We start from the raw sequence: 22,872 nt of genomic DNA, 5'->3' as shown, positions 1-22,872 counted from the left end.
CTTTGCGGCATGTAATAGTTCCGCCAACACGCCGAACAGCGCTTGCGGTTCATCGCGCCGTTCCCTAACTGTTCGCCTTATGTCAGATATTCAGGTCCAAAACGATCCGTCCGAAACGGAACCGCCATGGCTGCGCGGGTTGAACGCGCCCCAACGTGAAGCCGTGCTTACCACAGAGGGGCCGGTTCTGCTGCTAGCAGGCGCAGGCACTGGAAAAACTGCCGCGCTAACGGCACGGATGGCGCAGATTTTATACACGCGCAAAGCATGGCCATCGGAAATCCTCGCGGTCACCTTCACCAACAAAGCCGCACGCGAGATGCGCGAACGTATTGGTGCAATGGTCGGATCAGCCGTTGAAGGGATGCCTTGGCTCGGCACGTTCCATAGCATTGGTGCAAAGCTGCTTCGCCGCCATGCTGAAGTCATTGGATTACAGAGTAATTTTACGATCATCGATACTGACGACCAGATTAGGCTTTTAAAACAGCTTATCCAATCCGAGGATCTAGACGAAAAACGCTTTCCCGCGCGCGGGTTGGCGGGTCTGCTCGACAAATGGAAAAACGCGGGCAAATAGCCTGCAGATTTAGACGCCGCAGATAATGAAGCCTTTGCCAATGGCAAGGGAAAGCATATGTACGCGCTGTATCAGGCACGCCTGCTTGCATTGAACGCCTGCGACTTTGGCGATTTGTTGTTGCATGGCCTAAACCTGCTTAAAAACAACCGCGACATCCTCGAAAAATATCAGGCGCAGTTCAAATATATCCTTGTTGACGAATATCAGGATACGAACGCGGTCCAATATCTGTGGCTGCGGTTGCTGGCGCAGAAGCGCAAAAACATATGCTGCGTTGGCGATGATGACCAAAGCATTTATTCATGGCGCGGGGCGGAGGTTGCAAACATCCTTCGCTTTGAAAAGGATTTCCCGGGCGCAAAGACGATTAAGCTTGAGCAGAATTATCGCAGTACGCCGCATATTCTTGCCGCAGCATCAGGGCTGATTGATGCCAACAGCGCACGGTTGGGCAAGACATTGTGGACCGAGTTGGATGACGGTGAAAAAGTCCGGATCATCGGCGTTTGGGATGGTCCCGAAGAGGCTCGCCGGGTCGGTGAGGAAATCGAGGCCGTGCAGTATAAGGGCGAAACGCTTGACAGTATCGCTATCCTCGTCCGCGCGCAGCATCAGACGCGTGAATTTGAAGACCGCTTCATACAAATCGGCGTTAACTACCGGATAGTTGGTGGCTTTCGCTTTTATGAGCGCGCCGAAATTCGCGACGCCATCGCTTATTTGCGTATCGTCAATCAGCCCGCCGACGACCTCGCGTTCGAACGGATCGTAAACGTGCCCAAGCGCGGCGTTGGCGATAAAGCGGTGGAGAAAATACACATTATCGCACGTGCAGAACGTGCGCCATTGTCGGTAGCTGCGGCGCGTCTTGTTGGGACGGATGAACTTACCGGCAAGGCACGCAAGTCGTTGGCCGATCTGGTGGTCGACATTGCCCGCTGGCGTGATGAGGCCGCAACGATGTCGCCTGCCAATCTGACACGCCTGATATTGGATGAAAGCGGCTACACCGCCGTCTTGCAAGCTGAACGCAGCGTTGAGGCATCTGGCCGCCTTGAAAACCTAAGCGAACTTGCCCGCGCGATGGAAGAATATGAAACTTTGGGCGAGTTTTTGGAGCATGTCAGCCTCGTCATGGACAATGACCGCGGCGACACTGGGGCAAGCGTCACGATCATGACCATTCACGCCGCCAAGGGCCTCGAATATGACAATGTTTTCCTAGTCGGGTGGGAGGAAGGCATTTTCCCGTCGCAGCGCGCATTGGATGAAGGCGGCCTTGCCTCGTTGGAGGAAGAGCGCCGCCTCGCTTATGTCGCAATAACCCGCGCCAAACGTAAATGCACTATCATCCATGCCGCCAACCGCCGGATTTATGGCCAATGGACAAGCAGCATTCCGAGCCGATTCATTGAGGAACTGCCGCTTGACCATATTGAAGCAGAACAGAGCATGACAGGCGGCGCATCATTATGGCGTGCAAACTGGAGCGAGCAATCGGACCCGTTCGCGCATTTGGCAGCCGCCAACCAAGGCCGGAGCAACGCGCGTGGCCCCGGTTGGCAAAGGGCTGCAACGTCGGGCGGTTTCAACCCCCGCCCCCAGCGCATTGCCGAAAACACCCGCAGCGCCGTCAGCCTGGGCAACAAGGGTCGAAGTGACCTCAGCATTGGTCTTCGCGTGTTCCATGAAAAATTCGGCTATGGCGCGATTGCATTGATAGAGGGCAACAAGCTGGAGATCGACTTTGAGCAAGCTGGGCGTAAGCGCGTCATGGATAGCTTTGTAAGCCTAAGCTGACGGAACGTTCGCGCTTTGGAATTGTTTCCTGTGTAGATTTCATACCATAGGAGACTACACATGCCCATGATCGAAACCCGCGACGGCACGTGGCTTTATGTAAAGGATTGGGGCAAGGGCAATCCGGTTATCCTGATCCACGGCTGGCCGCTTTCCTCCGATAGCTGGGACCCAATAGCCGAGGCGCTCGCCAATGCCGGGCACCGCGTGATTTCCTATGACAGGCGCGGCTTTGGCAGGTCGGAACAGGCATGGGACGGCTATGATTATGACAGCCTTACGGATGACCTTGCTGACGTCATGAAAGCAACTGGTGCTGCCGAAAATGTGACCTTAATTGGATTTTCCATGGGTGGCGGTGAAGTGGCGCGATACATGTCACGTTATGATGGCGCAGGCATTGTCCGCGCGATATTAGTATCCTCTGTGGTCCCTTATCTGTTGCAGGCAGAAGACAATCCCGAAGGCGTGCCGCAAGAGACATTCGAACAGATGACTCAGGATATGATCGCTGACCGGCCGGCATTCATGCGGACATTTCTACACGACTTTTTCGGTATCAGTTGGCTGACAAGGCCAGTCAGCAGCGCCACTATGGATTGGGCATGGAATATGACCATGCAAGCAGGGCTTCGTCCTACGCTAAAAACGGCAGAGGCATTCTCATCGACGGATTTCCGCAAGGACCTGCCCGCGTTTAAGGTGCCGACTTTGATTATCCACGGCACCGCAGATTCGACCGTGCCCATCGATCCCACCGCACGCATGGCGGCCGCGCTGATTAAAGACGTCCGCCTGGTTGGATATACGGGCTCTCCGCATGGCATATTCGAAACCGACCGCGATCGGCTAATCTCAGACATGATGGCGTTTCTTAATGGTGAGGAACCACGGTCGCAGGACCCGGAAAACTTCGTCATCAATCCCGCATTACCGATGGGTGGATACTAAATGACAGCTGCCAACATCAGGCAAGCAAAAGGATAGTCTGGTAAAGTGTCACGCTTTCGGCTTATGATTAAGCATGGATGCGGCGGCTGCAAATATCATCAATAATGCCAGAGTGGCGCTTCAGCGACGTGAAGGTGGACATGCAAGACGCTTGTTAGCAGAGCTTGCCGACAGCGATACGCCATGGTTGCTGCTGGCCCAAGCATGCAACCTAGATGGTGATGTTGCAGCAGAAGAGATAGCACTCAACCGCCAACTTGAGCTCGAGCCGCGTAATTTACCAGCTCTAATCCTATCCGGCGAGTTAAAGGCGCGTGCGGGCGATGACCGCGCAGCTAATGCATTTTTTCAAGCAGCTCTCAATCAAGCCGCAGCAACACCAAACTTGTCCGCGGCTTTGCACGCCATGCTCGATCGCGCCCGCCAATTTGTAGACCAAGTGCGGGTCAAGTTTGAGCAACATTTGTTGGAAGGGTTAAATCAGGCTGGTCTTACCCGTGACGGCAGGGTTGGTTCTGCAGTAGATATGCTCCTCGGCCGGAAACAGCTATATCTGCAGCAGCCTTCTAGCTTTTACTTTCCCGGTTTGCCGCAGCGCCAATTTTACGAACGAGATGAATTTTCTTGGCTGGCCGAAGTCGAACAGGCTGTGCCTGAAATGCAGGTTGAGCTTCGCACGATATTGGCGGAAGGCCAAGATTTTGCGCCTTATGTAGAATCTTCAAGCGAACGGCCAAGGGCGGCCAACCCGCTCATCAATGATCCAAGCTGGGGCGCGTATTACTTCTGGCGCAATGGCAAAATCGTGCCGGAAAATGCAACGCGCTGTCCCGTGACGATAAAAGCTTTGGAGCATGCGCCAATGCCGCTGATCGATGAACGGTCACCAGTTGCCTTATGGTCGCTGCTAAAGCCGGGCACACATATCCAGCCCCATCATGGCATGTTGAATACGCGGTTGATTTGCCACATCCCACTTATTGTCCCTAAAGATTGCGCCATTCGCGTCGGCAATGAAACACGTGCGTGGCGTGAGGGCGAAGCGCTCATTTTCGATGATAGCTTTGAGCATGAGGCATGGAACAAAAGCGGCGATACGCGAGTCATTTTGCTATTCGAAATATGGCGTCCAGAGATATCGCTGGAGGAACGCGCGGCACTGACTAAGATATTCGAAACGATCAACGATTATCAGGGCGTTCCAGAAGATGCAGGTTAGTCATCACAGACAATAACAGTTATCTTAGTATGCGAATGCACGTCCCTGCATTGCACTTGAGTGCGCAAGCCGATAGGCCTTAGGCCATGTCCGACAGTAAACCAGAAATACATCCGCTTAAAATCGCCGACTTCCGCTTTTATTGGATGGCGCGTTTTATGGCGGTGCTTGCGACCATGGGAATGGTCGTCGTCATTGGCTATCAGGCCTATGACATTGCACGCAGCGATTATGGCATGTCTATTCGGGAGGCATCGCTGCAGCTTGGTCTGCTTGGCTTTGTTCAGTTCGTGCCATTAGCGCTGCTAACGCCTGTTGCCGGATGGGCGGCAGACCGTTGGGAACGGCGCACCGTTGCGCGGCTTGCCAACAGCATCGACATGCTGGTTGCGCTGTCTTTAGGCTGGTTCACCTATATCGACGGCCTCACTTTGCCTTTGCTGTTTTTCTTCGGCGCATTGCATGGCGTGGCGCGTGTATTTGTCGGGCCATCCATGTCGGCCATTGGTCCAAATATCGTGCCGGCGGCATCCCTGCCCCGCGCGATTGCTCTAAGCTCCATCGCTTGGCAGATAGGGTCGGTCATTGGCCCTGCGGCGGGCGGCTTGATGTTCGCGGCAAGCCCGTCGCTACCTTATTGGGCGTCGGCTGTGCTTATGCTTATGGCGACCATTAGCCTCAGCTTTGTGCGGCCAGTATATCCGCCGCCAATGGAAAAAAAGATCCACCCGATCCGCCAAATGGTTGACGGCATGCGCTACACATGGTCGGAACGCTTTTTGCTGGGCGCGATCACGCTTGACCTGTTTGCAGTATTGCTCGCAGGGGCAACCGCAATGCTCCCTGTCTATGCGCGCGACATATTGATGGTTGGGCCTGATGGCCTTGGACAGTTGCGGGCCGCACCAGCGGTTGGCGCTTCGATCGTCGCTTTGATGCTTACCTTCCGGCCACTCCGCCACAATGTTGGAGCCAAGATGCTCTGGGCAGTTGTGGTGTTCGGCCTTGCTACAATAGGCTTCGGCCTTAGCCACGAAATCGGCAACCATGTGTTTGGCGATGCGCGCATTGGTTTCCTTAACATGGGCGCTGGCATGGCTGTGGCTTTGGTAATGCTGATAGTGCTTGGCGCGTCGGACATGCTGTCGGTCTATGTCCGCTCGTCCTTAGTGCAGCTGAATACCCCCGACGACATGCGCGGACGGGTCAGTTCGGTATCCGGCCTCGCCATTTCCGCCTCCAACGAATTGGGTGAATTGCAATCAGGATTGGCAGCAGCAGTGCTTGGTCCTGTCGGGGCGGTTGTATTTGGCGGCTTCGGTGCCATATTTGTTACAGCCATTTGGGCGGGGCTGTTCCCCGAGCTCAAAAACGCGCGTACATTCGAACCGCAATATAGAGGAAAAAGTCCATGAAAGCCCAATCGATCCTCGAAACCATCGGCAACAGCCCGCATATCCGCATGGCACGTATGTTTCCGCATGCTGAGGTATGGATTAAATCGGAACGATCAAACCCCGGCGGGTCGATTAAAGACCGTATTGGCCTTGCTATGATTGAAGCGGCCGAAAAAGACGGCACACTAAAGCCTGGCGGTACGATCATTGAACCCACATCTGGGAACACAGGCGTTGGCCTTGCTATGGTTGCAGCAGTTAAAGGCTATAAGCTTATCCTTGTCATGCCAGAATCCATGTCGTTGGAACGTCGCCGCTTGATGCTAGCATATGGGGCTTCTTTTGACCTTACACCGCGTGAAAAGGGCATGAAGGGCGCGATTGAACGTGCGCTTGAATTGGTGTCCCAGACTGCGAACTCTTGGATGCCGCAACAGTTTGAAAATCCCGCCAATATCGACATCCATACCCGCACGACTGCGTTGGAGATATTAGAGGATTTTGCAGATTCTCCCATCGACGCCATGATCACAGGAGTTGGGACAGGTGGCCACATTACAGGTTGTGCGGAGGTCCTGAAGAAGGCGTGGCCCAACTTGAAAGTGTTTGCGGTTGAACCAACGCTGTCCCCCGTGATCAGCGGTGGCCAGCCTGGCCCACATGCAATTCAAGGAATTGGCGCTGGTTTCATTCCGGCCAACTTGCACACTTCGTTACTCGACGGTGTCATTCAAGTTGATCCAGATGTTGCCAAGGAAACCGCGCGCCGTGCCGCACGCGAAGAAGGTATGTTGGTTGGTATTTCATCCGGCGCGACGCTTGCCGCGATTGCGCAGAAGCTTCCAGATCTGCCCGCGGGAAGCCGCGTGCTTGGTTTCAATTATGATACTGGCGAACGCTATCTTTCGGTTCCGGACTTTCTGCCGGTCGAATAAACAAAAATGCCGGGACCCATCATCCCGGCATTTTGTCACCTAGCAAGGTTTGCCGTGGTTAGGCGGCCGCAAACATTTCCGGTGTTAGCGCCATGATAGCCTCGCTTCCCGCTTCAATCTTGCGGCGCAGCGAACCGCAATCCGGCAGGTAGCGCTCGGCGAAGTAGCGCGCGGTCACAAGCTTCGTTTCATAGAATGCCGCGTTGCCCGCCCCTGCATCCAATGCTTTTTGTGCACTTTGCGCCATACGCAGCCATTGCAAGCTAAGCGCAACTATGCCCATGATATGCATATAATGATGCGCGCCAGCGCCAATGTTATTCGGGTTTGCCATGCCATTTTGCATGAACCACATGGTTGACGCCTTCAAATCGCTACCGGCTTTTTCAAGACGGGTGGCCAGATCGGCAAGTGGGCCGGATTTCGCCGTGGCGCATTCTTCATCCACAATCTTGAAAAGCGCCTGAATAGCACGGCCACCATTTTGCGCGAGTTTCCGGCCGACCAAGTCCATCGCCTGCACGCCATTGGTGCCTTCGTAGATCATCGCGATGCGGGCATCGCGGACATATTGTTCCATGCCCCATTCGGCAATATAGCCGTGGCCGCCATATACCTGCTGTGCATTGGTTGCGACTTCATAACCCTTGTCGGTGCCATAGCCCTTAATGACCGGCGTCAGGAGGGACAGCAGATCGTCGGCCATCTGGCGTTCTTCTTCAGTTTGCGCGTGGTGCAGCAAATCAGCCTGTAACGCACCCCATAAGCACAAGGCGCGCATACCCTCGGTAAATGCCTTTGCATCCATCAACATGCGGCGCACGTCGGGGTGAACGAAAAGCGTGTCGGCCTTTTGCTCAAGGTCTTGCGGGCCAGTCAGCGCGCGCCCCTGACGGCGGTCTTGCGCATAATGCACTGCGTTCTGGTAAGCGACCTCAGCAACGCCAAGGCCTTGCTGCCCCACGCCAAGCCGCGCGATGTTCATCATGATAAACATGGCGGCGAGGCCCTTATTTTCGTCACCAACAAGAAAGCCGGTAGCATCGTCATAATTCATGACGCAGGTCGCGTTTCCGTGAATCCCCATCTTATGTTCAATGGAACCACAAGACAGCGTGTTGCGCGCACCGAGCGAACCATCATCATTCACCAGGAATTTGGGCACGATGAACAGCGATATGCCTTTCACACTATCCGGTGCGCCAGGGGTTTTGGCCAACACGAGATGAACGATGTTTTCGGTCAAGTCATGCTCGCCAGAAGAGATAAAGATTTTGGTGCCCGAAATCGCATAGCTGCCATTGGCATTCGGCACGGCCTTAGTGCGGATAAGGCCAAGATCGGTTCCACAATGCGGCTCGGTCAGGTTCATTGTTCCGCCCCATTTGCCCGAAATCATATTCGGCGCATATTTGGCCTTCTGTTCGTCGCTGCCCTTCACCAAAATTGCGGACACTGCACCTTGAGTTAAGCCAGGATACATCGCGAACGCCATGTTGGAGCTTGCCATCAACTCCTCAAACGCCATGGAGACGATGTGCGGCATGCCCTGCCCGCCGAACTCTATCGGCCCCGACAATGTGCCCCAGCCACCTTCACAAAAGAGCTTATAGGCTTCTTTGAACCCATCTGGCGTGGTGACGCTACCGTCTTCATGCCGGGTGCAGCCCTGCAAGTCGCCAACTTGGTTTAACGGAAAAAGCACCCCCTGTACGAACTTCGCGCCTTCGGTCAGGATTGCGTCGACCATATCGGCGCTTGCGTTTTCAAAACCTGGCAGATTGGCAAAGCGCTCTACACCCAATACTTCGTTGAGAATGAACTGCATATCGCGAACTGGGGCGGTGTAGGTTGGCATTTTCGATCCTTCAGGTTTGCAGTGCGTTTTTCGGTTAGGCTGCTGCAGATTTTTCCGCGGCCTCGACCTTTTCCACAGTTGAAACAAATTCAGTGAGCTCTTTGATCGCGCTTTCAATATCGTCGCGCTGCGCCTTCAAAAGATTAATCCGGTCCCGGCATTTTTCAATGGTCACCCGGCGCTGCATATTGCGGCCGTCATTCAGGTCGTACAGATCGATCATCTCGCGAATTTCTGCAAGGCTGAAACCAACACGCTTTGCCCGCAATATCCACGCTAACCGGGCCCGATCACGCGTCGAGTATATTCGGGCCAAACCCATACGTTCGGGGGAAATCAGCCCCTGATCTTCGTAAAAACGCAACGCTCGCGCCGTTACCTCAAATTCGAGGGATAGGTCGGATATCGTGAACGAATCCCGATTGAATGCATCCGGCGTATCGATCGTCGCATCAGCCCGTCTTTCGTCATGCGTAAAAGATTCCATGGCGCCTTCCCTCTTCATTGCACTAACGTCACTAGTTTACGTTAGCGTAAACGTCAATCGTGGAAGTGACGGCTTTTTGCGCGTTAACGAAGCATCAGGCGGATGGTGCCGGTGGGTAATTGTCGATAGCCTTCGACACCGGGGCTTCTTGCGTACTCGTGGTCTCCACGGGCGGCACAGTTGGTGCCAATGTTGGATCAACGACAGGCTTTGGCTCTGGCCTTTTTACGGGCGTTGAAGTGTCTTGGAGAACGAATACTTCTTGGTTTATTCGCGTCACGCCAAATAAGGCCTTCGCAAATGGGAGCGGCAATCGGATGCATCCATGCGACGCAGGATAGCCCGGCAAATATCCGCCGTGCATTGCAATGCCATCCCATGTCAGTCGCTGCATGAAGGGCATTGGTGCATCGCTGTAGAGATTAGATTTATGATCGACGTTTTTCTGCAGTATATTGAAAAAACCGGTCGGCGTTTCCTTGCCCTTCTTGCCTGAAGAAATGGTACTGAAACCAATTAACTTGTCGTTCTGGAAAACATAAATGCGTTGAATATCAAGGACAATGACAATTTTCATCGGCCCCTCGTAAACAGCCTGCGTCACCCAAACAAACTGTCCGGGTTTCAGCGCATCCACTGCCCCCTTCTTTCGCGGCTTTGGCGTTGGCTTGGTTGGAGCGGGCTTGGATGGAGGGGGCGTGGATGACACTTGCTCTGGCGGTGATGTTTGCGAGGCTGGAACCGAATCAAGCGGACTGGCGGCAACCGTGTCTCTGTTTTGCTCTGGTTGGGTTCGCGAGGGCTCGACCTGTACCGTCTGTTGCGTCGCTAAAACAGCTGCGGGCGCTAAAAGAACTAGGGCAAGCGCAAAAATACTGCGTAATGAGCGAATGTCCGCGCCAAACTTCATGAAACTACCCCTGGACCATCAAATATTTACAACTTACGCAGCGGCACTGGATATACCAGTAGCAAAACTCATTTAAACATTCGATGCCAAAATCGCCGCTGTGGACGAAATAATTCGCGTGTTGTAATGCGGTTAACTGTCCTTGTTTTGCGTCCAAATGCTACTGTCGCCCTTTTTATGTAAATTTTTGTGCCCTATCTGATTGGAATGGAAATCAGACGTAGGCAATTTATTCATTCCGCAATAATGGGAGCAAGTTTGCTCGCTGTCCCGTCCAGGGCCTCAGATATTCTGTTCGTACCGGGCACCGGTCACGCTATCGCAGGCCCCTCGCCGCTGCTGCTTAACAAGGCAAAGACGGCATTGGCAACGCACGCGTCTCATATTCGCAACCATGACCTTTTGGCGATTGCCGACTTTTCAAAACCCTCGCGCGATCCGCGCTTTTATGTGGTTGATCTCCGCAATGGCCAATCGACACCCTATCTGGTTGCCCATGGTAAAGGTTCAGACGCAAATCACAGCGGTTGGGTGCAAAATTTTTCGAACGTAAATGGCTCAGAAGCAACTTCTGCTGGCAGCTACCTTGTCGGCGAAACCTATTTTGGCCAGCATGGTGAGTCCCGTCGTTTAGTTGGGCTGGACCCCGAAAATGACCAAGCAGAGGCGCGTGCGATTGTGATTCATCCGGCATGGTATGTGAACCAGTCGCTTATCCAAGACCAAGGTAAAATCGGGCGTAGTCAGGGGTGCTTTGCTTTTGCCAAAGAAGATATTAGTGCCGTCTTGGAGCGTGTGCCGGCCGGTTGCCTTTTATACGCCGACAAGGTGTAGCGTCAGCCCCGGTTGCCAGATTTAAACACTCCGCAGAGTATGCGCTTGCCGCTATTGCCGCTTGGGTCGGTTTTATAATCATCGGCTTTTTCATGAATAACCAACGCCCCACCATCTGCGTACAATAAACCAGAGGGTCCTGAAAGCATGAAATCCGCAAGTTTATACTCAAGCGTGACCTTGCGGTCGGCAGCAGCTTCAACATTTGGCAGATCACCATCATGCGCGCCCATCGGGTTATCGCGCCCATGCTGCTTCATATTGGGGTTCCAATGCGGACCAGCGCTTGTGAAGTCAGGTGCTTCGCATTTTCCTACCGCATGAAGGTGCATGCCATACGTCCCAGCCGCTGGCACCTCTGCAGTCAGGCTTAGGAAGGCGCCGTCGCTGCGTTGCGAAATCGTAGCCACGCCTGCCCAACTCCCGTCGGCGCGCGCAAGATCGGCCGATATAACTTCCGAGACCTCAACCGATTTTGCAGATTGTATGGTCGTGCAACTGGCAAGAACAGGAATGATAAAGATCGGCAAATAATCGCGCATGATGAACTCCGTTTATTGGACGAGATGCCTCAACATAACATCAACGGGGTAACACTCAATTTGTTTCATGGGGTCAGAGAAGCCATTCATTGGGAGCAACCCCTTGCGCAAACAGCAATGCTGTCAGATCATTGTGCCGTACCGAAAAATTCGCAGCTTTCGCGAGTTGAGGCCGTGGATGATATCCTATGCCAAGTCCATCGCCCGCCACAGCGGCGGCAATCATTGGCAGGTCATTCGCACCGTCACCCACTGCAATCGTAGCCTCCAGGGGTATTCCTTGACTGACTGCAGCCGAATGCAAGACTGCCTTTTTAACGGCAGCATCGACGATATCACCCTTTAGCCCCCCGGTGAGGCGCCCTTCCTTAATTTCAAGCACATTGGCATGCACCTCGGTAAAACCAAGCAACTCCGCGACTGGCCCTGTAAAGCTGGTAAAGCCACCGGAAACCAAAACCGCATGCGCGCCCCAACCCGTCATCGTTCGCACAAGAATTTCGGCGCCAGGCATAGGCCGAACGCGTTCACGCAGGCATTGCGCGATCATATTCTCGTCCAGCCCCGCCAGTAAGGCGACCCGCGCTTTCAATGCCTCAGCAAAATCGAGCTCTCCCGCCATAGCGCGCTCGGTAATCGCAGCAATCTGCGGCTTAATGCCTGCGAAGTCTGCAAGTTCATCGATGCATTCGACGGTAATCATGGTGCTGTCCATATCCGACACCAAAAGCATTTTGCGCCGGTTGTGCTCCCCCTGAACGACTATGTCACAGCGGTCCTCCAATACACACACGGCCTCACGGGCGCTGGCGATATTGCCGTCAAAAGCTATATCGACAGCCTTCCCGTCCGACAGCCAGCTTACAGCGCCCGGCACGCAACCAACGGCAGCCAAACGATCATTGACCTCGGAAATTATTCCGCCTTCTAATGTATCTGCTGCTATTAGGGTACAAATGGACATTTCGAATCCTCAGAATAAGGTCGCGCTTATTGCGGGTCCAACGGCGAGCGGCAAGACGGCATTAGCGCTGCATTTGGCCAAATCGGGCAATTTCATAGTTATCAACGCCGATAGTGCGCAAGTTTATTCCGACTTACCGATCTTGAGCGCGCAACCAACGGTGGAAGAGCAACGCAGCGTGCCGCATCACTTATTTGGTTATCTTGACGGCGTCACGCCTTGCTCAGCTGCACGCTGGGCAGCAGATGCCAAGGGCGTCATCGCCCACGCCCATGCGACAGGCAAAACGCCGATATTGGTTGGCGGCAGCGGGCTGTATATCCGAACCTTACTTGACGGCATTGCCCCCATTCCAGAAGTCACCCTCGAATTGCGCACACAGATACGCGCGATGCCAGTCGAACAAGCCTATGCTGCGCTTCAACATTATGATGCGCCCATCGCAGCAAGCCTAGCGCCAAGCGATATCAGCCGCATCACGCGCGCGCTTGAGGTCGTGCAGAGCACCGGACGCAGCATCTCCGAGTGGCGCCAGGCCAAGACCGGGGGAATAGGTGATAGCATCACCCTGCGCCCCGTGCTTCTCCTTCCGCCGCGTGACTGGCTGTACAAGCGCTGCGATACGCGTTTTGAGATGATGATGGAGCGCGGCGCGGTGGCCGAGGTCGAAGCACTGCTTTTGCGCAATCTACCGCAAGACGCGCCCGTCATGCGCGCAATCGGCGTACCCGAGATTTCAGCGTATCTCAATGGCACCTTGCACCACGACGAAGCCATTGCGCGTGGAAAAATTGCGACGCGGCAATATGCCAAGCGGCAGTTCACATGGTTTCGAAACCAAGCGCCGATCGCATGGCCGCGGATAGAATTAGAGATAAATGACTCAAATGCTGGTAATTTTGAAATAATATTTCAATGAATGTATTTGACAAGCCATTTTCTAATCACTAGCTAGCCCGCTCTTGCTTACCCTATTGCAGTGCAGCATAGGCGGGCGGCTTTATAAATAAGGATTCACCAGTGCCCGAAAAATCCGGTGCAGAAATATTGATCGACACCCTGATAGAACAGGGCGTCGACACCGTGTTCGGTTACCCCGGTGGCGCAGTGCTGCCCATTTACGACGCGTTGTTTCAGCAAACAAAAATTCGGCACGTTCTCGTCAGGCATGAGGCTGGTGCTGCACACGCAGCCGAGGGCTATGCGCGATCCACTGGAAAACCAGGTGTCGTTCTGGTCACATCCGGTCCCGGCGCGACCAATGCCGTGACGGGCATTGCCGATGCGTTTATGGATTCCATCCCGCTTATCGTCCTAACAGGTCAGGTTGCGACGAACCTAATCGGCTCGGATGCGTTTCAAGAAGCCGATACAATTGGCATAACGCGCCATTGTTCAAAGCATAACTATCTTGTGAAAGACCCCGCCGAGCTTGCGACCGTCGTACGTGAGGCTTTTACGATCGCGACAAAAGGTCGTCCGGGACCAGTCGTCATTGACATCCCAAAGAATGTTCAAGTTGCAACCGCTGCAACCGACGTAAAGCGCTTGGCTCGAACACGTTTCACCTTTGCTGGTGAGGCCGACTACACCGAAATCAACCGCGCGGTGGAGTTGATCGCCAACGCAAAAGCGCCGATATTGTACACAGGCGGCGGCATCATCAATTCCGGTCCTGCCGCAAGTGAAGCGCTGCGTGAACTGGCCGAACTCACCGGAGCGCCCGTCACATCGACGCTCATGGGGCTTGGCGCTTATCCCGCTTCAGGTGAGGCATGGCTTGGCATGCTGGGTATGCACGGCACTTACGAGGCCAATATGGCGATGAACCAATGCGACGTCATGGTCTGCCTCGGCGCACGCTTTGACGACCGCGTTACTGGCCGCTTAGATGCATTCTCGCCCGACAGTATCAAAATCCACGTCGATATCGACCGAAGTTCAATGAACAAGACGGTCCGCGTCGACCTACCTATTGTCGCAGACGTTGGTACGGCTATGCGTCAGATGATTGATGTATGGAAAGGCCGCAAATATAAAAAGCACCCTCTTGATCAGTGGTGGTCACGGATTGCAGGCTGGAGAGCAGTCGACTGCCTAAGCTACCCCGGCAGCACACAGGAAATCATGCCGCAATACGCGATTGAGCGCCTGTTTGAGGCAACGAAGGACAAGGCACCGATCATCACGACCGAGGTTGGTCAGCATCAAATGTGGGCTGCGCAGCATTTCCATTTTGACGCACCAAATAAGTGGCTGACAAGCGGTGGACTTGGCACCATGGGCTATGGTTTACCCGCTGCCATCGGCGCGCAAATGGGGGATCCGAATGCCCTGGTGATCGATATTGCCGGTGAAGCATCGATCCAGATGAACATTCAGGAAATGGCGACGGCGACTCAGTATCGCTTGCCTGTGAAGGTCTTCATTCTGAACAACGAATGGATGGGAATGGTCCGCCAGTGGCAAGAACTGACGTATGAAAGCCGCTATTCCGAAAGCTATTCCGACAGCCTACCCGATTTCGTGGCACTCGCCGAAGCTTATGGCTGGAAAGGCATTCGTTGCGATGACCCGGCAAAGCTTGATGACGCCATCGCCGAAATGCTTGCCTATGATGGACCGGTGATGTTCGACTGCCGCGTGCACAAAACTTCAAACTGTTTCCCGATGATCCCGTCAGGCGCTGCGCACACCGATATGATCCTAAGCGCGGATCAGGTATCGGGCACCATGGACGACGAAGCAAAGGCGCTCGTATAATGCATATTAAGCAGGAACTCACCGAGCGGCATGTACTGACGCTGACTGTGGACAACGAAGCGGGCACGCTCGCGCGTATCGCCGGCATGTTTACGTCGCGTGGTTACAATATCGACAGTCTCACCGTGGCCGATATCAGCGAAGACCATACCACTAGTCGGATCACAATTGTGACTAAAGGCCCGCCGCCGGTGATTGACCAGATTATCGCGCAATGCGAACGGCTCATTCCGGTACACAAGGTTACCGATTTGACCGAAGCGGGCCCACATGTTGAGCGCGAACTCGCATTGGTCAAGGTCAGCAGCGTTGGTGACCAAAGGGTGGAGGCCATGCGCCTTGCCGATATTTACCGCGCACGTGTTATCGATGCGACCATCAATAGCTTCATTTTTGAAATTACCGGCGGACCGGAAAAGATCGACACTTTTGTAGCGCTCATGCGCGAAGTCGGCCTTGTCGAAGTAGGCCGGACCGGAATTGTCGGCCTCATGCGCGGGGCCGACGCGAGTTAAGACATTCATCGAAAAAGGGACGAACGAATGAAAGTATATTATGACGCAGATTGCGACTTGGGCCTTATCAAAGACAAAAAGGTCGCAATTGTAGGCTATGGTAGCCAAGGCCACGCCCATGCGCAAAACTTGCGCGACAGCGGCGTAGCAGACGTTGCTATCGCACTGCGTGCAGGTTCAGCCACCGCCAAAAAGGCGGAAGCTGCCGGTTTCAAGGTATTGGCAAATGCCGACGCTGCGGCGTGGGCAGATATCCTCATGGTGCTGGCACCTGATGAGCATCAAGCCGCCATTTATGCGGATGATCTGCACGCAAATATGAAACCTGGCGCGGCGCTCGCTTTCGCCCATGGCCTGAACATTCATTTCGGCCTAATTGAGCCGCGCACCGACATTGACGTGATCATGATTGCGCCAAAAGGCCCCGGCCACACTGTACGCAGCGAGTATCAAAAGGGTGGCGGCGTGCCGTGCCTGATCGCAGTTGCGCAAGATTCAAGCGGCAATGCCCATGACATCGCACTTGCTTACGCCAGCGGCGTTGGCGGCGGTCGCAGTGGCATCATCGAAACCAATTTCCGCGAAGAGTGCGAAACCGACCTTTTCGGCGAACAGGCCGTGTTGTGCGGTGGCATCACCCACCTCATCCAAGCTGGCTTCGAAACACTGACCGAGGCAGGCTATGCGCCGGAAATGGCGTATTTCGAATGTTTGCATGAAACCAAGCTAATCGTCGACCTTCTGTATGAAGGCGGCATCGCCAATATGCGCTATTCGATCTCTAACACCGCAGAATATGGTGACATCACGACTGGTCCCCGGATCATCACCGACGAAACGAAAGCCGAAATGAAGCGCGTGCTCGCTGACATCCAGTCAGGCCGTTTCGTGAAGAATTTCGTGCTAGATAACCGCGCAGGCCAGCCAGAATTAAAGGCAGCCCGCAAGGCAGCGGCGGCGCATCCCATTGAAGCAACCGGCGCGCAATTGCGCGCAATGATGCCTTGGATCGCAAAAAACAAGTTGGTGGATCAGGCGAAGAACTGAACCCTTTTTCCCGACTTGACAGTTTTAGGGGAGGCATCGACATTGATGCCTCCCTTTTTTCATGTCTGGAGCAGACCCATGCGTAAGCTTTTATGTGCCCTCCCCCTCTTATTTTCTGTGCCTTTGATCGCGCAAAGCGCCCCGCAAATGCCCGGAACGATGGACGTTGCCCGCGTTACCGCTGGAACCTACAACACCGACCCCAGCCATACGCTTATTGGTTGGCGGGTAAGCCATTTTGGCTTCAACGATTATTTCGGTATTTTCGGCGGCGCCACAGGAACTCTGATACTTGATCCAGCCAAGCTGAACGAAGCTAAAGTCGACATCACTATTCCAGTTAGTAAGGTTACCACCGCAAGCGCAGGGCTAACGGGCCATCTGCTGCGCGCTGGCAAGGACGGTGGCAAAGCCGACTTTTTTGGCCCTGCCCCAACCGATGCGAAGTTCGTATCAACGAGCGTCGTCGCCAATGGCATAACCGCCAAAATCAACGGCAATCTGACACTGAACGGCGTCACCAAGCCAGTGGTGCTAGACACCAAATTTTCTGGTGCTGGCAACAACCCATTTAACCGGAAGGCTACTGTCGGCTTTCACGCAACGTCCGTCATCAAGCGCAGCGAATTTGGCATCGGCTATGCCGTTCCAATGATTTCGGATGACGTCACATTAGACATCAGCGTAGCGTTTGAAAAGGCCAGCTAAGCCGTAAAATAATCTCACGCAAAGGCGCGAATACAAGAAGATAAAAAACTTCTCAGCTCCTTTGTGCCTTTGCGGCTTTGCGGCTTTGCGTGATAAAATGTTATATATCGCTAAATGGCGCGTGACGCCCTTGGACTACCCCAAAAAACGCGCATCAAGGCTGGCCTTCGCCGCGCGATATTCTGCCTCAAGCTGGTCAACAAATTCGGCAACGGTTTTTACAGCTTTGACTGCGCCAATGCCTTGGCCCGAACCCCAAATATCCTTCCATGCCTTTGCTTCGCTGTTACCGCCTGAGCCAAAGTCCATCGTCGAAATGTCGCCCTTGGGCAAATTATTGGGGTCCATCCCTGCCCGCTCAATCGACTGGCGCAGATAATTACCGCTGACGCCAGTGAAGAGATCAGAGTAAACGATGTCTGCCGCCTTCGCCTCGACGATGTTTTCCTTGTAACCGTCGACTGCATTGGCTTCTTTGGTCGCGATGAACGCGCTGCCGATATAGCCGAAGTCGGCGCCCATGGCCTGCGCCGCGAGTACAGATGCACCGTGCGCGATTGAGCCTGACAGAGCCACAGGACCATCAAACCACTCGCGAATTTCGCGCATCAACGCAAATGGGGAGGTCACGCCCGCATGGCCTCCGGCGCCAGCCGCAACTGGGATCAGGCCATCGGCACCCTTTTCAATCGCCTTATGGGCGAAACGGTCGTTGATCACGTCATGCAGGACGATCCCGCCCCACGAATGGACGGCATCGTTCAATTCCACCTGAGCGCCCAGTGACGTGATCGTAAGCGGCACCTGCCATTTCGCACAGGTTGCGATGTCTTCTTGCAGGCGGTTATTCGATTTATGTACAATCTGGTTGACCGCATATGGCGCTGCCGGACGATCTGGATTGTCGCGGTTATGTGCTGCCAGTTCTTCGGTAATCTGATGCAGCCATTCGTCCAACTGGCTTGCAGGGCGCGCATTGAGCGCCGGAAACGACCCGACGACACCCGCCTTACATTGCGCGATAACCAGTTCTGGCCCAGACACGATGAACAGCGGTGATCCGATCACTGGAAGCCGAAGATTATCAAAAATTGCCGGAAGTGCCATGCGTCGAATCCCTTGTTAATTCATGTGTTACCGATGGATTAGCCACAGCATGTCGCGGCTGTCAAACCCACCTTTTTCAACGGGCTATTCCGTAAGGTAAGGCGCTCCAAACCGCGCGATTCTTCCCGCCCAATCCGCTGCATAACTTCAGATGAAAGGCCTTTGGCGGTTCACAGCTACGGTCAGGGACATTCCATGGCCTGAAGGCAAAGGCCGCTGGAGCGTCCCCAGCGCACCTGCCAGCCTCCGGCCGCGAGTGCCCTAAGCCCCGTTAGCAGCGCTTAGAATGGCTCTGACGGACGCGGTGGCCACGTCCTGACTGATGCCGACGCCAAATAATATCGGACCGTCTCCAACGCGGCATTCGACATAAGCGGCCGCGCGGGCATCGGTACCATGGCCAATGGCGTGCTCGTTATAGTCGATGATGTTTAGCGGACCGCCCAGCGCGTGTTCCAATGCGTTGGCAAGGCTGGAAATTAGACCGTTGCCACGGCCGCTGACGCTTTGTTCAACGCCATCTATGCGGATGGTACCTGCAAATATGCGCTCGTCCTTTTGCCGCTGGCTTTGGGTTTCGTGGAAATCGATTAATCGGAACCGGCCATCACCCTTTAGATAATAGCGCTTTTCAAACGCCTGCCAAATGTCACTGCTGGTCAGTTCACGCCCGTTTGTGTCGGACAATGTCTGCACGGTGGTCGAAAAATTCGCCTGCATACGTTTGGGCAGCTTTAAACCTTGGTCCTGCTCAATCACCCAAGCCACGCCGCCCTTGCCGCTTTGCGAATTCACGCGGATCACGGCTTCATAACTGCGGCCCAAATCGGCAGGATCAATGGGGAGATAGGGCACGCGCCAAATTTCGTCATTCTGCCGTTCCTGCGCCGCGAAACCTTTTTTAATCGCGTCCTGATGCGATCCTGAAAAGGCGGTGAATACCAATTCGCCAGCGTAGGGATGCCGCGGGTGAACGGGCAACTGGTTGCAATATTCAACCGTCTGAATGACCTCATCAATGTCGCTAAAATCAAGGCCGGGGTGCAGCCCTTGGGTATACATGTTCAGCGCCAGCGTCACCAAATCGACATTGCCGGTGCGCTCGCCATTGCCGAACAGGCAACCTTCGATGCGGTCCGCGCCTGCCAGCAAGCCCAATTCGGCAGCTGCTATACCGCTACCCCGGTCATTGTGGGGATGCAGGCTGATGACAACATGATCCCGCGCGCTGATATTGCGGCACATCCATTCAATTTGATCGGCGTAGACATTGGGCATGGCGGCCTCAATCGTCGCTGGCAGATTCAGGATCAGTGGCTTTGCCGCCGTGGGTTGCAGCACGTCCATCACCGCTTCGCACACCTCAAGGCTGAATTCGAGCTCCGCGGTCGAGAATGTTTCGGGGCTATATTCAAAATGCCAGTCGGTTTGCGGATATTTCGCGGCTTGCTCTTTAAGGATATTTGCGCCTTCAATGGCGATTGCCTTCACGCCCGCTTTGTCGAGGTTGAAGACAATATCGCGCCACGCCGGGCTGACAGCATTGTAGAGATGGACGATTGCCCGCGGCGCGCCGGCCATGCTCTCAAACGTTTTTTCAATCAGGTCACGCCGGGACTGCGTCAGGCTTTGAATCGTAACGTCATCGGGAATGCGTCCGCTGTCGACGAGCCCGCGAATAAAATCAAAATCTGTGGCGCCCGAACTTGGGAAACCAACCTCAATCTCTTTTACACCGACCTTCAGCAACAGGTCAAAAAAGCGTTTCTTCTTCTCTGCGCCCATGGGGTCAATGAGCGCTTGGTTTCCATCACGCAGGTCAGTGGAAAGCCAGCGCGGCGCGCGGTCGATGGTCCGCGTCGGCCATATGCGGTCGGGCAGATCAATTTGGGGGAAGGGTCGGTATTTACGCGATGGATCGGAAAGCATCATGATGTTTGGCAACTTCGCTGAAACGCCCAGCTTGAGGGCTAAATTTTGCGGTGGTAAAGCCCTTAGGCGGGTTGCCGAACATGGTCAGCAAAACAGGCACGCCTAAGGGCGTGTAAGTCGTAGTAGGAGAGGCGAAAGAGGGTTGCGCGTTTTCATGTCAGGTTGGCGATAGCCATATCGAGCAACATTCGTCCAGTCTTAAAATGCGTTAGGGTTATTTTGTTACGAAAATGGCAGGCACGCAAACCATGAACTAAGGCAGGTCAGATTTCAACCTGGCTGCCAAGTTCAACCACGCGATTGCTTGGCAATTTGAAAAATTCCATCGCATTAGCGGCATTCCGCAGCATCCATGCAAACACCTTTTCCCGCCAAATCGCCATGCCAGGGATTTTGGACGCAATCAGCGTTTGGCGCGACAAGAAGAAACTGGTGTTCATCATATCAAATTTAGGTCCGCACAAATCGACCAAGTCAAGCGTCGCCGGAACGTTTGTTTCTTCCAGAAAGCCAAAGCGCATTTTCACGCGGTAAAAGCCCTCACCCAAATCTTTACAGACGATGCGCTCGCCCGAACGAACAAAGGGCACGTCTTCAATTTGCACGGTCAGAACAATCACGCGCTCATGCAGGATACGGTTGTGCTTGATATTATGAAGTAGCGCCGATGGTACACCACTTGCGGCCGAAGCCATAAAAATCGCCGTGCCGGGAACACGTGTCGCGCTGTTGGCGGCAGATTTGATGAAAATTTCCATCGGCATGGAGCTTTCCGCCATACGTTCACGCATCAATGCACGACCGCGCGACCATGTCGTCAGCAGTGTGAAGATTACTAAACCAATCAGCAAGGGAACCCACCCGCCAGACGGGACCTTCAATAAATTCGCCCCGAAATAGCCAAAGTCCACAATGAAGAAGAGCCCCAGGATAGGAAGCGCCTTCCACTTTGGCCACTTCCACAATGACAGCAGGACAACAGCGATCAAGCAGGTGTCAATGAACATAGCGCCCGTAACCGCGATACCGTAAGCCGCTGCGAGGTTTGATGATGACTGGAAGAATAGCACCAGCAACAATACCATGATGGCAAGGCCCCAGTTGATGGCCGGAATATAGATTTGCCCTGCGGCTTTTTCGCTTGTGTGCTGAATACTCAGACGCGGCATGAAGCCGAGTTGTATTGCCTGCTGCGTCAAAGAGAAAGCGCCAGAGATAACAGCTTGGCTGGCGATGACCGCTGCCATAATCGTAAGAATGATGACCGGCGTGCTGATCATGTCGGGCACCATTAGAAAAAACGGATCGCGGATGGCCAACTGCGCTTCTTGTGGCGTCATGGACAAAATCATCGCCCCTTGCCCCATGTAATTCAACATCAAGGCTGGCAACACGAAGAACAGCCAGCTGAACTTGATCGGCCGACGGCCAAAGTGTCCCATATCGGCATAAAGCGCCTCCGCGCCTGTCACAGCAAGGACGACGGTACCCATCGCGACAAATGCGCGAAAGCCGTCATTGTAGAAGAAATAAAATGTATTCAGCGGGTTCAAAACATCCAGAATTATCATCGGCATTTTGGTAAGATGCATGACACCCAACCCCGCAAGCGTGGCAAAATACACAAGCATGATTGGCCCAAACCAAGCCCCGACCTTGGCCGTGCCGCGCGACTGGAACGCAAATAACGCGCCAATAATCACGACCGATATAGGTAATATCCAAGGGCTAAAGCCCAAGCTTACATATTTGAGACCTTCGGCTGCAGAGAGGATGGACATGGCAGGCGTAATCATGGAGTCGCCATAAAATAGCGCGGTTGCAAACACCCCAAGCATTACAAAAGGCGCGGTCCATTTTGCCCCAGCGGTCTGACGATTGATCAGCGCAAGCAAAGCAAGGCTTCCGCCCTCCCCCTTGTTGTCCGCCTTCATGATTGTGAAAACATATTTTAAGGTCACAACAATCATCATCGACCAGAAAACGAGACTTAGAACACCTTTGATATGCATCGGGTCAGGCGCAATAGGATGATGACCGGCAAACGTCTCGCGGAAGGCGTAGATCGGGCTAGTACCGATGTCACCAAATACGACGCCAACCGTGCCCGCACATAACGCCAGCAGCGAACCTTTGGGGGCATGGCTATCGTTATGATTTTGTTCGCTGTCACCAAAATCGTCTGCTTGCGGTCCAACCATCTTGTTTCCCCGGCTTCAACCCCAACTGCCACATTAAAAGTGGACGGGCCGCGCGCATTAGCATGCCGCCTTACCCTTCACAACAAAGCAATATTGAACAAATTTTTTGGAGAGAATAA

General features: G+C 54.1%; 18 protein-coding genes and 1 pseudogene. 11 read left to right on the top strand and 8 right to left on the bottom strand.

Annotation, left to right across the window (positions count from 1 at the left end; genetic code table 11):
- The first annotated feature begins 79 nt into the window (after positions 1 to 79).
- The 5 genes and pseudogenes from QE270_RS02840 (at position 80) to cysK (ending at position 6,885) form a co-directional block, all read left to right on the top strand.
- Positions 80 to 2,383: pseudogene (locus tag QE270_RS02840) on the top strand (UvrD-helicase domain-containing protein).
- 60 nt (positions 2,384 to 2,443) lie between these two features.
- A complete protein-coding gene (locus tag QE270_RS02835; protein ID WP_300034858.1) occupies positions 2,444 to 3,334 on the top strand; it encodes an alpha/beta hydrolase in 891 nt (296 codons plus the stop codon).
- Between the two features lie 73 nt (positions 3,335 to 3,407).
- Positions 3,408 to 4,553: an aspartyl/asparaginyl beta-hydroxylase domain-containing protein gene (locus tag QE270_RS02830; RefSeq protein WP_300034856.1), complete on the top strand. Its 1,146-nt coding sequence runs from the start codon at positions 3,408 to 3,410 to the stop codon at positions 4,551 to 4,553.
- A gap of 86 nt (positions 4,554 to 4,639) precedes the next feature.
- Positions 4,640 to 5,968 (top strand): MFS transporter, encoded by a 1,329-nt coding sequence (locus tag QE270_RS02825; protein ID WP_300034853.1) that lies wholly within the window; start codon positions 4,640 to 4,642, stop codon positions 5,966 to 5,968.
- Positions 5,965 to 6,885 (top strand): cysteine synthase A, encoded by a 921-nt coding sequence (gene cysK / locus QE270_RS02820; RefSeq protein WP_300034850.1) that lies wholly within the window; start codon positions 5,965 to 5,967, stop codon positions 6,883 to 6,885. The genes QE270_RS02825 and cysK overlap by 4 nt, the downstream gene beginning before the upstream one ends.
- 58 nt (positions 6,886 to 6,943) lie before the next feature.
- Here the strand turns inward: cysK and QE270_RS02815 are convergent, their stop codons facing one another.
- The 3 genes from QE270_RS02815 to QE270_RS02805 form a co-directional block, all read right to left on the bottom strand.
- Positions 6,944 to 8,743 carry an acyl-CoA dehydrogenase C-terminal domain-containing protein gene (locus QE270_RS02815; protein ID WP_300034847.1) on the bottom strand — a complete coding sequence of 600 codons (1,800 nt, stop codon included), beginning with the start codon at positions 8,741 to 8,743 and terminating at the stop codon, positions 6,944 to 6,946.
- 34 nt (positions 8,744 to 8,777) lie between these two features.
- Positions 8,778 to 9,230 (bottom strand): MerR family DNA-binding transcriptional regulator, encoded by a 453-nt coding sequence (locus QE270_RS02810; RefSeq protein WP_300034844.1) that lies wholly within the window; start codon positions 9,228 to 9,230, stop codon positions 8,778 to 8,780.
- A gap of 94 nt (positions 9,231 to 9,324) precedes the next feature.
- Positions 9,325 to 10,140, bottom strand: a complete 816-nt coding sequence (locus QE270_RS02805) for a L,D-transpeptidase family protein (protein ID WP_300034842.1) — start codon at positions 10,138 to 10,140, stop codon at positions 9,325 to 9,327.
- Between the two features lie 246 nt (positions 10,141 to 10,386).
- On the opposite strand from QE270_RS02805, the gene QE270_RS02800 reads away from it, so the two are divergent.
- The gene (locus QE270_RS02800) at positions 10,387 to 10,974 is read left to right on the top strand and encodes a murein L,D-transpeptidase catalytic domain family protein (RefSeq protein ID WP_300034839.1); all 588 of its coding nucleotides are present in this window, start codon (positions 10,387 to 10,389) and stop codon (positions 10,972 to 10,974) included.
- Positions 10,975 to 10,976: 2 nt separating this feature from the next.
- On the opposite strand, the gene QE270_RS02795 is transcribed toward QE270_RS02800, so the two are convergent.
- Both QE270_RS02795 and serB read right to left on the bottom strand, forming a co-directional pair.
- A complete protein-coding gene (locus tag QE270_RS02795; RefSeq protein ID WP_300034836.1) occupies positions 10,977 to 11,516 on the bottom strand; it encodes a superoxide dismutase family protein in 540 nt (179 codons plus the stop codon).
- A gap of 73 nt (positions 11,517 to 11,589) precedes the next feature.
- Positions 11,590 to 12,480 (bottom strand): phosphoserine phosphatase SerB, encoded by an 891-nt coding sequence (serB, locus tag QE270_RS02790; protein WP_300034833.1) that lies wholly within the window; start codon positions 12,478 to 12,480, stop codon positions 11,590 to 11,592.
- On the opposite strand from serB, the gene miaA reads away from it, so the two are divergent.
- The 5 genes from miaA to QE270_RS02765 all read left to right on the top strand — a co-directional run bounded on the left by miaA (position 12,473) and on the right by QE270_RS02765 (position 17,513).
- Positions 12,473 to 13,399 (top strand): tRNA (adenosine(37)-N6)-dimethylallyltransferase MiaA, encoded by a 927-nt coding sequence (gene miaA / locus QE270_RS02785; protein ID WP_300034830.1) that lies wholly within the window; start codon positions 12,473 to 12,475, stop codon positions 13,397 to 13,399. The two genes, serB and miaA, sit on opposite strands and share 8 nt — an antisense overlap.
- Positions 13,400 to 13,500: 101 nt before the next feature.
- Positions 13,501 to 15,243, top strand: coding sequence for an acetolactate synthase 3 large subunit (locus QE270_RS02780; RefSeq protein ID WP_300034827.1), 1,743 nt, complete (start codon positions 13,501 to 13,503; stop codon positions 15,241 to 15,243).
- Complete coding sequence (gene ilvN, locus QE270_RS02775; RefSeq protein WP_300034824.1) at positions 15,243 to 15,758, top strand: acetolactate synthase small subunit; 516 nt, start codon at positions 15,243 to 15,245, stop codon at positions 15,756 to 15,758. Before QE270_RS02780 ends, ilvN begins: the two co-directional genes overlap by 1 nt.
- 27 nt (positions 15,759 to 15,785) lie before the next feature.
- Entirely contained in the window at positions 15,786 to 16,805 is a 1,020-nt protein-coding gene (gene ilvC, locus QE270_RS02770) for a ketol-acid reductoisomerase (RefSeq protein ID WP_300034821.1), read from the top strand.
- Between the two features lie 78 nt (positions 16,806 to 16,883).
- Positions 16,884 to 17,513: a YceI family protein gene (locus tag QE270_RS02765; RefSeq protein ID WP_300034818.1), complete on the top strand. Its 630-nt coding sequence runs from the start codon at positions 16,884 to 16,886 to the stop codon at positions 17,511 to 17,513.
- Between the two features lie 135 nt (positions 17,514 to 17,648).
- Here the strand turns inward: QE270_RS02765 and QE270_RS02760 are convergent, their stop codons facing one another.
- From QE270_RS02760 to QE270_RS02750, 3 genes are all read right to left on the bottom strand, one after another.
- A complete protein-coding gene (locus tag QE270_RS02760; protein WP_300034815.1) occupies positions 17,649 to 18,620 on the bottom strand; it encodes a nitronate monooxygenase family protein in 972 nt (323 codons plus the stop codon).
- A gap of 261 nt (positions 18,621 to 18,881) precedes the next feature.
- Positions 18,882 to 20,552, bottom strand: coding sequence for a 2-isopropylmalate synthase (gene leuA / locus QE270_RS02755; protein ID WP_300034812.1), 1,671 nt, complete (start codon positions 20,550 to 20,552; stop codon positions 18,882 to 18,884).
- 263 nt (positions 20,553 to 20,815) lie between these two features.
- Complete coding sequence (locus tag QE270_RS02750; RefSeq protein WP_300034809.1) at positions 20,816 to 22,753, bottom strand: potassium transporter Kup; 1,938 nt, start codon at positions 22,751 to 22,753, stop codon at positions 20,816 to 20,818.
- Positions 22,754 to 22,872: the final 119 nt, after the last annotated feature.

It is taken from the genome of Sphingorhabdus sp., from assembly GCF_029865925.1.
GTDB lineage: Bacteria > Pseudomonadota > Alphaproteobacteria > Sphingomonadales > Sphingomonadaceae > Sphingorhabdus_B.
The sequence above is the reverse complement of the archived record's forward strand: the minus strand, read 5'-3'. Positions and strand labels throughout refer to the sequence as shown.

What these genes read in the sequence shown, in the direction of transcription:
- cysK (WP_300034850.1), top strand. Translation starts at nt 5,965, where the DNA reads ATGAAAGCCCAATCGATCCTCGAAACCATCGGCAACAGCCCGCATATC.
- QE270_RS02825 (WP_300034853.1), top strand. Translation starts at nt 4,640, where the DNA reads ATGTCCGACAGTAAACCAGAAATACATCCGCTTAAAATCGCCGACTTC.
- QE270_RS02795 (WP_300034836.1), bottom strand. Translation starts at nt 11,516, where the DNA reads ATGCGCGATTATTTGCCGATCTTTATCATTCCTGTTCTTGCCAGTTGC.
- QE270_RS02760 (WP_300034815.1), bottom strand. Translation starts at nt 18,620, where the DNA reads ATGGCACTTCCGGCAATTTTTGATAATCTTCGGCTTCCAGTGATCGGA.
- miaA (WP_300034830.1), top strand. Translation starts at nt 12,473, where the DNA reads ATGGACATTTCGAATCCTCAGAATAAGGTCGCGCTTATTGCGGGTCCA.
- leuA (WP_300034812.1), bottom strand. Translation starts at nt 20,552, where the DNA reads ATGATGCTTTCCGATCCATCGCGTAAATACCGACCCTTCCCCCAAATT.
- QE270_RS02805 (WP_300034842.1), bottom strand. Translation starts at nt 10,140, where the DNA reads ATGAAGTTTGGCGCGGACATTCGCTCATTACGCAGTATTTTTGCGCTT.
- serB (WP_300034833.1), bottom strand. Translation starts at nt 12,480, where the DNA reads ATGTCCATTTGTACCCTAATAGCAGCAGATACATTAGAAGGCGGAATA.
- QE270_RS02765 (WP_300034818.1), top strand. Translation starts at nt 16,884, where the DNA reads ATGCGTAAGCTTTTATGTGCCCTCCCCCTCTTATTTTCTGTGCCTTTG.
- QE270_RS02750 (WP_300034809.1), bottom strand. Translation starts at nt 22,753, where the DNA reads ATGGTTGGACCGCAAGCAGACGATTTTGGTGACAGCGAACAAAATCAT.
- QE270_RS02830 (WP_300034856.1), top strand. Translation starts at nt 3,408, where the DNA reads ATGGATGCGGCGGCTGCAAATATCATCAATAATGCCAGAGTGGCGCTT.
- QE270_RS02810 (WP_300034844.1), bottom strand. Translation starts at nt 9,230, where the DNA reads ATGGAATCTTTTACGCATGACGAAAGACGGGCTGATGCGACGATCGAT.
- QE270_RS02800 (WP_300034839.1), top strand. Translation starts at nt 10,387, where the DNA reads ATGGGAGCAAGTTTGCTCGCTGTCCCGTCCAGGGCCTCAGATATTCTG.
- QE270_RS02835 (WP_300034858.1), top strand. Translation starts at nt 2,444, where the DNA reads ATGCCCATGATCGAAACCCGCGACGGCACGTGGCTTTATGTAAAGGAT.
- ilvN (WP_300034824.1), top strand. Translation starts at nt 15,243, where the DNA reads ATGCATATTAAGCAGGAACTCACCGAGCGGCATGTACTGACGCTGACT.
- ilvC (WP_300034821.1), top strand. Translation starts at nt 15,786, where the DNA reads ATGAAAGTATATTATGACGCAGATTGCGACTTGGGCCTTATCAAAGAC.
- QE270_RS02815 (WP_300034847.1), bottom strand. Translation starts at nt 8,743, where the DNA reads ATGCCAACCTACACCGCCCCAGTTCGCGATATGCAGTTCATTCTCAAC.